General features: G+C 65.9%; 11 protein-coding genes. 7 read left to right on the plus strand and 4 right to left on the minus strand.

The window, feature by feature from the left end; translation table 11 throughout:
• Positions 1-280: 280 nt before the first annotated feature.
• The 4 genes from glyQ to ACJMKZ_RS09165 are packed head-to-tail and all read left to right on the plus strand — an operon-like array spanning position 281 to position 4,935.
• Positions 281-1,234: a glycine--tRNA ligase subunit alpha gene (gene glyQ, locus ACJMKZ_RS09150; protein ID WP_405232881.1), complete on the plus strand. Its 954-nt coding sequence runs from the start codon at positions 281-283 to the stop codon at positions 1,232-1,234.
• Positions 1,231-3,339 (plus strand): glycine--tRNA ligase subunit beta, encoded by a 2,109-nt coding sequence (gene glyS / locus ACJMKZ_RS09155; protein ID WP_405232882.1) that lies wholly within the window; start codon positions 1,231-1,233, stop codon positions 3,337-3,339. Before glyQ ends, glyS begins: the two co-directional genes overlap by 4 nt.
• Positions 3,340-3,358: 19 nt before the next feature.
• Complete coding sequence (gene gmhB, locus ACJMKZ_RS09160; RefSeq protein ID WP_405233164.1) at positions 3,359-3,895, plus strand: D-glycero-beta-D-manno-heptose 1,7-bisphosphate 7-phosphatase; 537 nt, start codon at positions 3,359-3,361, stop codon at positions 3,893-3,895.
• A 5-nt stretch (positions 3,896-3,900) separates the two neighbouring features.
• Positions 3,901-4,935: a lysophospholipid acyltransferase family protein gene (locus tag ACJMKZ_RS09165; RefSeq protein WP_405232883.1), complete on the plus strand. Its 1,035-nt coding sequence runs from the start codon at positions 3,901-3,903 to the stop codon at positions 4,933-4,935.
• 6 nt (positions 4,936-4,941) lie between these two features.
• Here ACJMKZ_RS09165 and gyrB read toward each other — a convergent pair whose 3' ends face one another.
• From gyrB to dnaA, 4 genes are all read right to left on the minus strand, one after another.
• Positions 4,942-7,380, minus strand: coding sequence for a DNA topoisomerase (ATP-hydrolyzing) subunit B (gyrB, locus tag ACJMKZ_RS09170; protein ID WP_405232884.1), 2,439 nt, complete (start codon positions 7,378-7,380; stop codon positions 4,942-4,944).
• Positions 7,381-7,475: 95 nt separating this feature from the next.
• Positions 7,476-8,543 (minus strand): DNA replication/repair protein RecF, encoded by a 1,068-nt coding sequence (gene recF / locus ACJMKZ_RS09175; protein WP_405232885.1) that lies wholly within the window; start codon positions 8,541-8,543, stop codon positions 7,476-7,478.
• Between the two features lie 22 nt (positions 8,544-8,565).
• Positions 8,566-9,663 carry a DNA polymerase III subunit beta gene (gene dnaN, locus ACJMKZ_RS09180; protein WP_405232886.1) on the minus strand — a complete coding sequence of 366 codons (1,098 nt, stop codon included), beginning with the start codon at positions 9,661-9,663 and terminating at the stop codon, positions 8,566-8,568.
• 209 nt (positions 9,664-9,872) lie between these two features.
• The gene (gene dnaA / locus ACJMKZ_RS09185; RefSeq protein WP_405232887.1) at positions 9,873-11,216 is read right to left on the minus strand and encodes a chromosomal replication initiator protein DnaA; all 1,344 of its coding nucleotides are present in this window, start codon (positions 11,214-11,216) and stop codon (positions 9,873-9,875) included.
• A gap of 245 nt (positions 11,217-11,461) precedes the next feature.
• On the opposite strand from dnaA, the gene rpmH reads away from it, so the two are divergent.
• From rpmH to yidC, 3 genes are all read left to right on the plus strand, one after another.
• Positions 11,462-11,596 carry a 50S ribosomal protein L34 gene (gene rpmH, locus ACJMKZ_RS09190; RefSeq protein ID WP_405232888.1) on the plus strand — a complete coding sequence of 45 codons (135 nt, stop codon included), beginning with the start codon at positions 11,462-11,464 and terminating at the stop codon, positions 11,594-11,596.
• The gene (rnpA, locus tag ACJMKZ_RS09195; RefSeq protein WP_405233165.1) at positions 11,593-12,018 is read left to right on the plus strand and encodes a ribonuclease P protein component; all 426 of its coding nucleotides are present in this window, start codon (positions 11,593-11,595) and stop codon (positions 12,016-12,018) included. Before rpmH ends, rnpA begins: the two co-directional genes overlap by 4 nt.
• Before the next feature lie 67 nt (positions 12,019-12,085).
• Positions 12,086-13,819 carry a membrane protein insertase YidC gene (gene yidC, locus ACJMKZ_RS09200; RefSeq protein ID WP_405232889.1) on the plus strand — a complete coding sequence of 578 codons (1,734 nt, stop codon included), beginning with the start codon at positions 12,086-12,088 and terminating at the stop codon, positions 13,817-13,819.

The raw sequence follows: 13,819 nt of genomic DNA on the forward strand, positions 1-13,819 counted from the left end.
CTATGCCCGGGAAGGCAACATGCGCTGATGCACCTGGACCTTGGCAGCATGCAGGATGCGTGCCAGTTTTTGGTGCATGCTAACTCCCTGAATAGATGGGATTAAAAGAAAGCGGCCGGAGAGGGTTTGCACCGTCTATGTGCAATTCTACGCCCTTTTGCACCAAAGTGGGTCAGAATCCGCACGGGCGGATTCCCGTTGGCGGCTGCGGACCCGACGGATCGGCAGGGCGCCGGCGGTCCGGTATACTGCGGCGTCTTTTGTGACCGGCATGCCGAACATGCAACCGACTGCCGACAAAGCGCCGGCTGCGCCGCCGCAGACCTTCCAGGATCTCATTCTCCGCCTGCAGCAGTTCTGGGCGGCGGAAGGCTGCGTGGTACAGCAGCCCTACGACATGGAGATGGGCGCCGGCACCTTCCACCCCGCCACCTTCCTGCGCTCCATCGGCCCGGAGCCGTGGAGCGCGGCCTACGTGCAGCCGTGCCGGCGGCCAACCGATGGCCGCTACGGGGACAACCCCTTCCGCCTGCAGCACTATTACCAGTATCAGGTGGTGATCAAACCCTCGCCGGCGGACATCCAGCACAGGTATCTGCGCTCGCTGGCCGCCCTCGGCATCGACTCCGGCGTTCACGACATCCGCTTCGTCGAGGACAACTGGGAGTCGCCTACCCTCGGGGCCTGGGGTCTCGGCTGGGAAGTCTGGCTGAACGGCATGGAGATCACCCAGTTCACCTACTTCCAGCAGGTGGGCGGCCTCGAGTGCCGGCCCGTTACCGGCGAGATCACCTACGGGCTGGAGCGCATCGCCATGTACCTGCAGCAGGTGGAGAGCATCTTCGACATCGTCTGGACCGACGGGCCGCTGGGGCGCATCACCTATCGGGACGTTTTCCACCAGAACGAGGTCGAGCAGTCCCGTTACAACTTCGAGGAGGCGAACGTGGAGTATCTGTTCGCCGCCTTCGAGCAATGCGAGCAAGAAAATGCACGGCTCATCGAGCTGAATCTGGCGCTGCCGGCCTACGAACAGGTGCTGACGGCTTCCCACGCCTTCAACCTGCTGGACGCCCGCCAGGCCATCTCCGTCACCGAGCGGCAGCACTACATCCTGCGCGTGCGCACGATGGCCCGGGCGGTAGCCGAGGCCTATTACGAGAGCCGCCGCGCACTCGGTTTCCCGATGGTCGAGACCGCGGGGCGCGGGCGCGCTCAGGGGGAGACGCCGTGAGCAGGCAGGACGGCAGCGAGCCGCGGGATCTTCTGGTCGAGATCGGCACCGAGGAGCTGCCGCCGACGGCGCTGCGCGGGCTGATGGAGGCCTTCGCCGGCGGCCTGGGCGAGGCCCTGGAGGGGGCCGGTCTGCCTCACGGTACCGTGCATCCCTACGCGAGCCCGCGCCGGCTGGCGGCGCTGGTGGAGTCCGTGCCCCTCGGACAGCCCGACGAGGAAGTGGAGATGCGCGGCCCGCCGGTGACGGTGGCATTCGACGACGACGGCAACCCCACCCGTGCGGCCCAGGCCTTCGCCGGCAAGTGCGGTGTGGCAGTGGAGGAACTGGAGCGGGTCAGCACGTCGAAGGGCGAATGGCTGGCGCACCGCTCCGTTCGCAAGGGACGGACGACCGCGGAGCTGCTCCCCGAACTGGTGCAGGCGGCCCTGGACCGGCTGCCGGTGCCGCGGCGCATGCGCTGGGGCGATGGCGACGCCGAGTTCGTGCGCCCGGTGCACTGGGTGGTGATGCTGCTCGGGGACGAGGTCGTACCCGGTCGCCTGTACGGGCTGGAGTCGGGCCGGCACAGCCGCGGCCATCGGGTACATGCCGGCGACCGCGCGATCGCGATCGCGGAGCCGGGAGCTTACGTGGAGACGCTCAGGGACGCGGGCCGGGTCGTGGTGGATTTCGATGAGCGGCGCGACTCCATCAGCCGCACCGTCAGCGAGGCCGCAGCGGCGGCGGGCGGCCAACCGGTAAGCGATGCCGCGCTGATGGACGAGGTCGCCGCACTGAACGAGTGGCCGGTGGCCGTGACTGGATCCTTCGATCCCGCCTTCCTGGAGCTGCCCCGCGAGGTGCTGGTATCCACGCTGCAGAAACACCAGCGTTACTTCCCTGTCGAGCGCGACGACGGCGCGCTGGTGGCGAGCTTCATCGCTGTTGCGAACCTGGAGAGCAGGGAACCGGAGAAGGTGCGCGAAGGCAACGAGCGGGTGGTCAAGCCCAGGCTCGCCGATGCCGCGTTCTTCTGGGAAGCGGACCGGCGCATGGCGCTGGCCACCCGGCGGGACGAGATGCAGCACGTCGTATATCAGCGAGAACTCGGCACGCTGCTCGCGAAGAGCCAGCGGGTGGCCGCCCTGGCAGGGCACCTCGCCCGCGAACTCGATGTGGCGCCGGAGCACGCCGTGCGGGCGGCGGAACTCGCGCGGGCCGACCTGCTGACGGACATGGTGGGCGAGTTCCCGGACCTGCAGGGCATCATGGGCGGGCATTACGCCCGTGCCGACGGCGAGCCGGAAGCGGTGGCGGCGGCCATCGCCGAGCAGTACCTGCCCCGCTACGCCGGCGACGCGCTGCCGGCCACCGACGCAGGGCGCATCCTCGCGCTGGCCGACCGGCTCGATACGCTGGCCGGCATCTTCGCCATCGGCCGGCGGCCGACCGGCAACCGGGATCCGTTCGGCCTGCGCCGTGGCGCGCTCGGGCTGCTGCGCATCGTCATCGAGGGCGGGCTGGAGCTGGACCTGAAGGCGGCGATCGCCGAGGCGCTGTCGTTGCAGCCGGTGGCCGAGAGCGAGGGGCAGCCGCAGCTTGCGGGCGAGATCTACGATTTCGTCATGGAGCGACTACGGGCCTGGTACGCCGAGCGCGAACCGTCGATCACGCCGGAGATGTTCCAGGCGGTGCTGACGCGCGAGCCGCGCTCGCCGCTCGATTTCGACGCCCGGCTGCGGGCGGTGGCGGCCTTCGCCCGTCACGCCAGTGCCGAGAGTCTGTCGGCGGCGAACAAACGCATCGCCAATATCCTGCGGCAGGCCAGAGGCGACGCCGGGGCGGCACCGGACGAGACGTTGCTGAAGGAGGCGGAGGAGAAGACGCTGTTCGCCGCGCTCGGCGAGGCCCGGGCCGAGGTGGAACCCCTGCTGGCGGGCCGGGAATACACCGAGGTGCTGGACCGCCTGGCGCTGCTGCGCGAACCCGTGGACGAGTTCTTCGATCACGTGCTGGTGATGGACGAGGACATCGGGGTGCGCCGCAACCGTCTGGGCCTGCTGGCGGAGCTGCGCGGACTGTTCCTCGAAGTGGCGGACATATCACGGCTGTCCAGCGGCTAGGCCCGGCAGAATGGAAGGGGTGAAGCTCGTGGTGCTGGATCGGGACGGCACGATAAACCGGGATTCGGCCGCCTACATCAAGAGCCCGGAAGAGTGGGTCCCGCTGCCCGGCAGCGCAAAGGCCATCGCGCGGCTGAACCGGGCAGGGTTCACGGTGGCGGTCGCCAGCAACCAGTCAGGGCTGGCCCGCGGGCTGTTCGACGAGGCGACGCTCGCGAGGATCCATGCCAAGATGCACGCGGTCGTCCGTGAAGCCGGCGGCGAGATCGACCGTATCGTCTGGTGCCCGCATCATCCGGACGATGGCTGCGACTGCCGCAAGCCGCGGCCGGGGCTGCTGCAACGGCTGGCGGAGCACTACGGCGTCGATCTCGGGGGCGTGCCGGTTGTCGGAGACTCCGCCCGGGACCTGGACGCCGCGCGGGCGGTCGGGGCGCGGCCGATGCTGGTGCGCACGGGCAACGGCCGGTGTACCGAGGCCGAAGGCAAGGCGGGCGACGCCCAGGTGTACGACGACCTCGCGGCGGCGGCCGCCGCACTCAGGGGGGAACGCTAGCCGTCATGCAGATGCTGCGATCGATCGTCTTCACGGTGTGGCTGTTCGTCTCCGTGCCGTTCTACGTTTTCGCGCTGCTGTTGCTGGCGCCCCTGCCGCACCGCGTGCGCTATCCGATCGCCGTGGCGTGGGTGCGGCAGGTGATGTGGGTGATGCGCCACCTGGTCGGTCTCGATTACCGCGTGGTGGGGCGCGAGAACATCCCGGACGAGGCCTCGGTGGTGCTGCTGAAGCATTCGTCGACGCTGGAGACGCTGGCCGAACTCCTGCTCTTCCCGCCACAGACGTGGGTGCTGAAGCGGGAACTGATGTTCGCGCCGTTCTTCGGCTGGGGCATCGCACTGCTGAAGCCGATCGCGATCAACCGGGGCGCCGGACGCAGCGCCGTGCGCCAGGTCATCAGCCAGGGCAGCGCGCGCCTGCGCGAGGGGATCTGGGTGATGATCTTCCCGGAGGGTACCCGCATGCCGGCCGGACAGACGCGGCGCTACGGGGTGAGCGGTGCAGCGCTGGCGGCCGCGTCAGGCAGAAAGATCGTACCCGTTGCGCACGATGCCGGGCACTACTGGCCGCGGCGCGGCTGGCTGAAGAAACCCGGCACGGTGACCTTCGTGATCGGCGAGCCGGTCGACGCAGAGGGCCGTGATCCCCGGGAGGTGAACCGGGAGATCCAGGACTGGATCGAGAAGACCATTCGCAACATCGACGACATCGCGGAGAGCGCAGCCGAAGCGGAGCGGGATGCGGGGACACGGGCGCACGGAATGAGCGGACCGGGCGGCGAGGGCAAAGGTAAACCTAAAGGTAAAGGCGACGAGGCGCGCGACCGTCGGACCGGACCGGGCGGGCGGGCGGACAAGCGCGAGCAGCAGAACGTCGCAGGAGAGACGGAAGAGACGGACGGACCGGGAGACGGCGCGACGGCATCCGGCCCGTCACGGAGCATGCAGTCGAAGCGCGCGGACGACCCGCCGCAGTCGGCGGGCTCGGCGGACAAGAAGTCCGATTCGAACCGGCCGGGCGGATCCCGCCGCGGCTGAGCCCGCTCAGACGTCCAGGTTGGACACCGCCAGCGCGTTGTCCTCGATGAACTCCCGCCTCGGCTCCACCTGGTCGCCCATAAGCGTGGTGAAGATCTCGTCCGCGCGCACGGCGTCCTCGATGCGCACCTGCATGAGGCGTCGGGTCTCCGGATTGACGGTGGTATCCCAGAGCTGGTCCGGATTCATTTCGCCCAGACCCTTGTAGCGCTGCACCGACTGGCCGCGGCGTGCCTCGGTCATGAACCACTGCACGACCTCGCCCAGGCTGGAGATTTCCTCCCGGCGCTCGCCACGCTGCACGTAGGCCCCGTCGCCGATCAGCCCCTGCATCTGCTCGCCGAGGGAAGCCATGCGGCGGTACTCCGCCGACTCGAAGAATTCCTTCGGGATGTAGCGGGTGGTGGTGAGCCCGTGCTGGGTGTGATGGATGGCGATGCGCGTGCCTTCGCCGCCGTTGTCGCCTCGTTCCAGCGTGGCCTCGTAGCTGCCGCCGTTGGCGTCCCGGCTGCTCTGAGTGGGACCTTTCGGGAGGGACTCGGAGAGTGACCGGGTCCATTCTTCCAATCGGTCAATATTCCCCAGGATCTCCTCGCCGACCCGGGGTACCTCCAGCATCGCCCGCAGCACCTTCTCGTTATAGCGCCTGGCCAGCCGGTCGATGATGGACTGCACGGTCATGTAGTCCCGCGACAGTGTCTCGAGGGCAGAGCCGGACATGGCCGGCGCCGCGTCGTTGACATGCAGCTCGGCGCCCTCGAGAGCGGAAGTCAGCAGGTACTCGGTGAGTTCCGCGTCGTCCTTGAGATAGACCTCCTGCTTGCCCCGCTTGATCTTGTACAGCGGCGGCTGGGCGATGTAGATGTGCCCCCGTTCGATCAGCTCCGGCATCTGCCGGTAGAAGAACGTCAGCAGCAGGGTGCGGATGTGCGAGCCGTCGACGTCGGCGTCCGTCATGATGATGATGCGGTGGTAACGCAGCTTGTCCGGATCGAAATCGTCGCGACCGATGCCGCAGCCGAGCGCCGTGATGAGCGTTCCCACTTCCGCGGAGGAGAGCATCTTGTCGAAACGGGCTTTCTCCACGTTCAGGATCTTGCCCTTCAGCGGCAGGATCGCCTGGGTACGGCGATCCCGGCCCTGCTTGGCTGAGCCGCCGGCGGAGTCGCCCTCCACCAGGAACAGCTCGGACAGCGCGGGGTCCTTCTCCTGGCAGTCGGCCAGCTTGCCCGGCAGACCGGCGACGTCGAGGGCGCCCTTGCGCCGGGTCATCTCCCGCGCCTTGCGCGCTGCCTCCCGGGCCCGGGCGGCATCGATGATCTTTGCGACGATGGCCTTCGCTTCCTGGGGATACTCCAGGAGGAAGTCCTCCAGCGCCTCGGCCATGGCGGATTCGACGATGCCCTTCACCTCCGAGGAGACCAGCTTGTCCTTGGTCTGCGAGGAGAACTTCGGATCCGGCACCTTTACCGAGAGGACGGCGGTCAGGCCTTCCCGGGAATCGTCGCCGGCCGGCGTGACCTTCTCCTTGCGGCCGGTCGTCTCCCGCTCGATGTAGCTGTTCAGCGTCCGCGTCAGCGCACTGCGGAACCCGGCGAGGTGCGTGCCGCCATCCCGCTGCGGGATGTTGTTGGTGTAGCAGAACATGATCTCCTGATAGGCGTCGTTCCACTGCATCGCCGCTTCCACGGTGACGCCCTCACGCTCTGCCTCGATATGGATCACGCTGTCGTGGATGGTGGTCTTGTTCCGGTTCAGGTGCTCGACGAAGGCCCGGATGCCGCCCTGGTACTCGAAGACGTCGTGCTGATCGGTGCGCTCGTCGACCAGCTCGATATGAACGCCCGAGTTCAGGAACGAGAGCTCGCGCAGTCGCTTCGCCAGGATGTCGTAACTGAACTCGATGTTGTTGAAAATCGTGTCGCTCGGGCGGAAGCGGATGATGCTGCCGCTCTTGTCCGTCTCGCCGACGACCTTCAGGGGACCGACGGGCTCGCCCATCCGGTATTCCTGGTAATGAACCTCACCGGCCCGGTAGATGGTGAGGCTGAGCTGCTCGGACAGGGCGTTCACCACCGAGACACCCACGCCGTGCAGGCCGCCCGAGACCTTGTACGAGTTGTCGTCGAACTTACCGCCGGCGTGGAGGACCGTCATGATGACCTCCGCCGCGGAGCGGCCTTCCTCCGGGTGGATGTCCACCGGGATGCCGCGTCCGTCGTCGGACACAGTCACCGATTCGTCGGCGTGGATGGTGACGATGATGTTGGTGCAGTAACCGGCCAGGGCCTCGTCGATGCTGTTATCGACGACCTCGAAGACCATGTGATGCAGACCGGTGCCGTCATCGGTGTCTCCGATGTACATACCCGGCCGTTTGCGCACGGCCTCGAGGCCCTTTAAGACCTTGATATTACTGGAATCGTAGGTATTCTGATCTGCCATTCGGCACCCTCCGGATCAAGCGTGCCATTATAGCATCCCTGAGGGGTGCACGGGTCGCGCGTGTAGCGGCGCAATCGCGCGCCGAGTGCCGGGGATCAGCCCGCAGCAGTGACCTCGCCATGTTCCACGTGGAACACCCGGGTGCCATCGGGAAGCGAGACCGCATCCTCCGTCAGGGCCGTCACGATCAGCTGGCTGTCCGTCTCGAGCACACACCCCATCAAACCGGCCAGGGAAGACCGATCCAGTTCCGCCGCGGGGTCGTCCACCAGCAGCACAGGTGGATCTCCCAACCGCTCCGCCATCAGCCGGGTCTGGGCTAGCACGAGGGCCGCACCGAACAGCTTCTGCTGGCCGCGGGATACCTGCTGCCGTGCACTACGCTCCCGATACACCAGCCGCAGATCGGCCCGGTGGGACCCGACCGTCGTCGTGCCCTGCTCCCGATCACGGCTGCGAACACCATCCAGTGCGGCCTGCAGACTACTCCCTTCGGGCCAGCCCGACCGATACTCGCACGCGACCGAACCCGCAAGGAGTCTCTTCCCGAGTTCGACGAAAGCCTCTGACAGCGCCGCCACATGCCGTCGCCGCAGATCGTCTACCGTCTCGCCGGCCGCTATCAGCTCCGGCTCCCACGCTTTCACCGACTGGTCTCCCAACCCCTCGCGCAGGGCGGCATTGCGCTGCCTCAGCGCCCTGCGGTAGCGACGCCACGCATCCAGAAAGACATGTTCCACGTGAAACACACCGTAATCGAGGAACCGACGGCGGACTTCCGGCCCGTCCGAGACCAGCCTGTGGATCTCCGGATCGATCACCTGAACCGCCAGCTTCTCCGCCAGCGCCGCCAGGCTATCGGCCGATTGACGGTCGACCCGGATCGCCAGATGCCCCCGCCCCGCCTCCACGCCGAGCCTGTGCTCCCGGTCGCCGGAATGCACCACCGCCGCCACGGTGAAGTGGCCCGCCCCATGCCGCACCAGGCCGTCGGTACGAGTTCCCCGGAATGACCGGCCCCGGCTGAGGAAGCCGATCGCCTCGAGCAGGCTGGTCTTGCCGCTCCCGTTCGGCCCGTAGATGAGGTTGTTGCGCGCCGTCAGCTCGAGCCGCGCCGACCCGATACAGCGGAAATCCGCAATATCGACCCTGATCAGGCTCACCGGGTGAAACCCCGGCAGCCGTCTACAGCCGCATCGGCATGACGACGAACTTGCTGTCGTCCCTGTCGAGATCCGTAACCAGGCAACTGCTGTTACTGTCCGTCAGCCCGAGCTTCACGGACTCCGATTCGACTGCGGCCAGCGCATCCAGCAGGTAATTCACGTTGAAGCCGATCTCGATGTCTTCCCCGCTGTACTCCACCTCGACCTCTTCCTCGGCCTCTTCCTGCTCCGGGTTATGTGCCTGGATCACCACTCCGCTGTCCTTGATGTCCAGCCGGATACCTCGATACTTCTCGTTCGAGAGGATCGCAGCCCTCTGCAGCGCGTGGCGGAGCGTACCCCGGTCCGCCGTCAGCACGTTCGGCGGGTCCTGGGGTATCACCCGCTCGTACTCCGGGAACCTCCCGTCGATGAGCTTCGAGGTGAACCGGATACCGCCCACCTGGATCCGGATGTGATTCGACCCGATATCGATCGTCAGGTCACCACTCCCATCCAGCAGCCTCTGCAACTCGATAACGCCCTTTCTCGGCACGATGACCTGCTGCGCCGGCAGGTTCTGATCCTGCACCCCCACCTCGCACAGCGCCAGGCGGTGCCCATCCGTCGCCACCGCCCGCAGGTAATGCTCCCCCGTCTCCAGCAGCATCCCGTTCAGGTAGTAGCGCACGTCTTGTTGCGCCATTGCGAAATGCGTCTTCTCGAGTAGCCGCTCGACCGCCTCCCGCGGCAGGCTGAAGCTCTGGCTGGCCTGGATATCCTCCACCGTCGGGAATTCCGCAGCGGGCAGTGATGACAGATTGAACCGGCTGCGCCCGGCCTGCACCTGAACCCGGTCGCCTTTCACGGCGACCGATACCGTCACGCCATCGGGCAGCGCCCGGCAGATATCCAGCAGCTTCCGGCCCGGCACCGTGATCTCGCCCTCACTCTCCACGTCGACGTCCGCACTCGCCACGAGCTCCACTTCCAGGTCCGTCGCCGTTACCAGCAACTGACCGTTTTTCACCACCAGCAGCATATTCGCCAGTATCGGCATCGTCTGACGCCGCTCAACCACGCCGATGATGGCCTGGAGGGGTTTCAGCAAGATCTCCCGGGGAGCAGTGAATTTCATCGATTCCACCTGTTAATAAATATTGAATATTTAGAATTTTATTATCGTTATTAGCCCGCCCGCGGACTGTGAATAACCGATAAAAAGCTTTTTAAAACAATATCTTAACCTATTTTTTCCTGCCCATAACCCGGCCGGTAACCTCATTGCCACCTGTGCACCGCCTGTGGATAAAACCACCCGCTGCGATTACCAACAAGTTATCCACATCATCCGGTCAGGGTTCTCAACAGGTTCAGATAATCCTCTTCGACCCGGCTCTCGGTCTCGCGCAGCGCCTTCACCCGCCGGCATGCATGCAGCACGGTCGTATGGTCACGCCCGCCGAAAGCATCGCCGATCTCCGGCAGGCTGTGACTGGTCAACTCCTTGGCCAGACTCATGGCGATCTGCCGCGGCCGCGTGATCGAGCGGCTGCGCCGCTTCGACAGCAGGTCCGCGACACGGATCTTGAAATACTCGGCCACGGTCTTCTGGATGTTTTCCACCGTCACCAGCTTGTCCTGCAACGCGAGCAGATCCCGCAGCGCCTCTTTCGTGAAATCGAGCGTGATGGCCCTGCCCGTGAAGCGTGAATTCGCAATGACCCGCCGCAACGCGCCTTCGAGCTCGCGGACGTTCGAGCGGATCCGCTTCGCAATGAAGAAGGCGACCTCCTCCGGCAGCACCACGCCTTCGTTCTGTGCCTTGCTCATCAGGATCGCCACCGAAGTCTCCAGCTCCGGCGGCTCGATGGCCACGGTCAGGCCCCAGCCGAAACGGGACTTCAGGCGCTCCTCCAGACCGTTGACCTCTTTCGGATACCGGTCGCAGGTGAGGATGATCTGGCGCTGCCCTTCGAGCAGCGCGTTGAAAGTGTGGAAGAACTCTTCCTGGGAGCGCTCCTTGCCGGCGAAGAACTGGATGTCGTCGATCAGCAGGGCGTCGAGAGAGCGATAGGCGCGCTTGAACTCGCTGATGGTGTTGTGCTGGAGGCCTTTCACCATGTCGCCGACGAAGCGCTCGGAATGGACATAGCACACCCGCGCCTCCGGGTTACGTGCCAGCATCAGGTTGCCCACGGCATGCATCAGGTGGGTCTTGCCGAGTCCCACTCCGCCGTAAATGAACAGCGGATTGTATGCCTTGCCGGGGTTTTCCCCCACCTGGGAGGCTGCGGCCCGCGCGAGCTGGTTGCTCTTGCCCTCGACGAAATTCTCGAACGTGAATTCCGGGTTCAGCCGGCTGTCGATGGGCTGTGGCCGCGGGCCGCCCGTGCTCCTGGCGGGCGGGGGCGCCACCGCAGCCGCCGTCGGGGCCGGCGATCCACCTCGCGAACCCACTTCGATTATGACTTTTGCATCGGCATCGGCATTGGTCACCACTTCGCTGATACGTTGCAGGAAGTGTTCCCGCAGCCACTCCACCACGAACCGGTTGGGCGCCAGCAGCCGCAGGACGTCGCCCTGCTCCACCGCCTGCAGCGGACGGATCCAGGTATTGAACTGCTGCTCCGGCAGCTCCGATCGCAGCTGACGGACGCAGCGGTTCCATAGCGTGGTGTCGGTCTGCAACGGGATCCCCGGGGTGACTGGAATAAGGGTGACTCGAATAACGGTTGTTTTTGCAGCTTTCCCGGATCGACGCGCAGCCGCGCGGAAATCCGCGGGAGGACCGTCAAGTCTATACCGCATCCCCTGCGCTAATCTAGCTGACGTCCGCCGACGAAATACGCCTGTGCAAGTTGACACGGCCACACCCCGTGCGTACCCTTCTTCGCCCCTTGTGACGGGTGCCCTCACCACCGGGATCGAAGACGATGAAACGTACCTACCAGCCCAGCAGAATCAAGAAGAAGCGCGTTCACGGTTTCCGTGCCCGCATGGCGACCAAGGCCGGTCGGCAGGTGCTGAAGCGTCGTCGGGCGAAAGGCCGCGCCCGCCTCACGCCCTGAGTCCATCCGACGGCTCATCCGGGCACGACGGCAGAGACGCCCCCCGGCAATCTTCTGCACGATCTTCTGCACGATTCCCGCGGGAAGCCCGGCTCACCACCGGTGCCGACTTCTCCCGTGTCTTCCGCCGCGCCACCCGAAGCGCCGACGCTTACTTCACCGTGCTCGCCAATTTCGGGGACCAGTCCGGCCCTCGCCTGGGCATGGCCGTCTCCCGGCGCACCGCGAAAAGCGCGGTCGCACGCAATCGCATCAAGCGGCTCATCCGCGAATCCTTCCGCCACGGGTGCGACCGACTGCCCTGCGCTGATATAGTTGTCATCAGCCGACCGCCGGCCGCCGAGGCCAGCAACAAGACGTTAACCCGAAGTCTCGAGACCCACTGGCGTCGCCTCCGTAGCCGGCGCCGGGCCGAGGGATGATCGACGCTCGCGCGCTACCGCCCGGGCGGAGCACAAGAACCGCTTAACGACTGCCTGACAAGCGCCCATGGAAAACCAACGCCTCTTCATCTGGGCTCTGTTCGGGCTCATGGCTTTCATGACCTGGACAACCTGGCAGCAGGACTATGCCCCGCGGCCGCAGCCCGCCGACCCGTCGTCGCAACAGGCAGCCGAGCGCCTGCCGCCTGACGACACGCTGAGCACGGATCTGCCCGACGTCGGCGATGTGCCGACGGTGGATAGCGCCGGCGGCGTCACCGCTCCGCGCCCCGCCGACGGCGTCGCCGAGCCGGCGGAGACCCGAGTCCGGGTGGTCACGGACGTGCTCGACGTGCTGATCTCGAGCCGCGGCGGCGACATCGTTTCCGCCGTGACGCGGCGCTATCCGGTGGAGAAGGACCGGCCCGACCAGCTGGTGCAGGTCTTGAACCCCTCGCCGAACGAACTCGCGGTGTTCCGCACCGGCCTGCGTACCGTCTCCGGCGATACGAACCAGCCCGAGCCCAACCACCGGGCCGAATTCACCGCGCCACGCAGCGAGTACCGTCTGGGTGACGGCGAGGACGCGCTCGAGGTGCCTCTCACCTGGGAGCGCGAAGACGGCCTCAGCGTCACCAAGATCTACCGCTTCGAACGTGGCAGCTACATCATCCCGATGGAGCAGCGCGTCACGAACGGTACGGCCGAGACCTGGGCCGCCGCCCCGTACGGCCAGATCGCACATCGGATGCACGCCCAGGAGCGGTCCATGTTCGACGTGGCCACCTACTCCTACGATGGACCGGTGCTCTACAACGGCGACAAGTACGAGAAGATCAAACCGGATGACCTGCAGGACGACGGGCCCGTGCAGGCCCGCGCCGAGAACGGCTGGCTGGCCGCCATCGAACATCATTTCCTGTCGGCCATCGTGCCGCCGTCCGGCGAGCAATACCGCTACGACCTGAGCGCCCGCGGCGACAACTTTCTGGCGAGCGCGATCGGCCCGGCGTACAGCTTCGCGCCCGGCGAAACCGGCAGCCTCGAGCTGACCCTGTTCGTGGGTCCGAAGATCCAGGATCAGCTGACCCAGGTCGCCGAGACGCTGAAGCTCACGGTCGACTACGGTTTCCTGACCATCCTCTCGCAGCCGCTGTTCTGGCTGCTGGACAAGGTGCACGACTTCGTCGGCAACTGGGGCTGGTCCATCATCATCGTCACGCTGCTCATCAAGCTGGTGTTCTACAAGCTGACGGAGACCAGCGGCCGCTCGATGGCCAAGATGCGCAAGCTGCAGCCGCGGCTGAAGGCCATCCAGGAACGCTACAAGGACGATCGCCAGAAACTCTCCCAGGCGATGATGGAGCTGTATAAACGGGAGAAGGTGAATCCCGCGGCAGGCTGTCTGCCCATCCTCGTACAGATGCCGTTCTTCCTGGCCTTCTACTGGGTACTGCTCGAGAGCGTGGAGATGCGCCAGGCGCCGTTCATGCTCTGGATCCAGGACCTCTCGTCGCGGGACCCGTACTTCATTCTCCCCATCCTGATGGGCGCGGCCATGTTCGGCCAGCAGAAGCTGAACCCGGCGCCGCCGGACCCGGTGCAGGCGAAGGTGATGAGCATCCTGCCCATCGTATTCACCGTGTTCTTCGCGTTCTTCCCGGCCGGGCTGGTGCTCTACTGGCTCACCAATACGCTGCTGTCGATCGCCCAGCAGTGGCAGGTCAACCGCGTGGTGGAGGCAGAGGACCGCAAGACGCGCCAGCCGAAAGCGAAGAAGAAGAACGACGACGAAGGCTGA

Origin of the sequence: Lentisalinibacter salinarum, assembly GCF_040706555.1 — a bacterium.
GTDB lineage: Bacteria > Pseudomonadota > Gammaproteobacteria > Steroidobacterales > Woeseiaceae > Lentisalinibacter > Lentisalinibacter salinarum.

What these genes read in the sequence shown, in the direction of transcription:
- glyQ (WP_405232881.1), top strand. Translation starts at nt 281, where the DNA reads ATGCAACCGACTGCCGACAAAGCGCCGGCTGCGCCGCCGCAGACCTTC.
- ACJMKZ_RS09165 (WP_405232883.1), top strand. Translation starts at nt 3,901, where the DNA reads ATGCAGATGCTGCGATCGATCGTCTTCACGGTGTGGCTGTTCGTCTCC.
- gyrB (WP_405232884.1), bottom strand. Translation starts at nt 7,380, where the DNA reads ATGGCAGATCAGAATACCTACGATTCCAGTAATATCAAGGTCTTAAAG.
- dnaN (WP_405232886.1), bottom strand. Translation starts at nt 9,663, where the DNA reads ATGAAATTCACTGCTCCCCGGGAGATCTTGCTGAAACCCCTCCAGGCC.
- rpmH (WP_405232888.1), top strand. Translation starts at nt 11,462, where the DNA reads ATGAAACGTACCTACCAGCCCAGCAGAATCAAGAAGAAGCGCGTTCAC.
- yidC (WP_405232889.1), top strand. Translation starts at nt 12,086, where the DNA reads ATGGAAAACCAACGCCTCTTCATCTGGGCTCTGTTCGGGCTCATGGCT.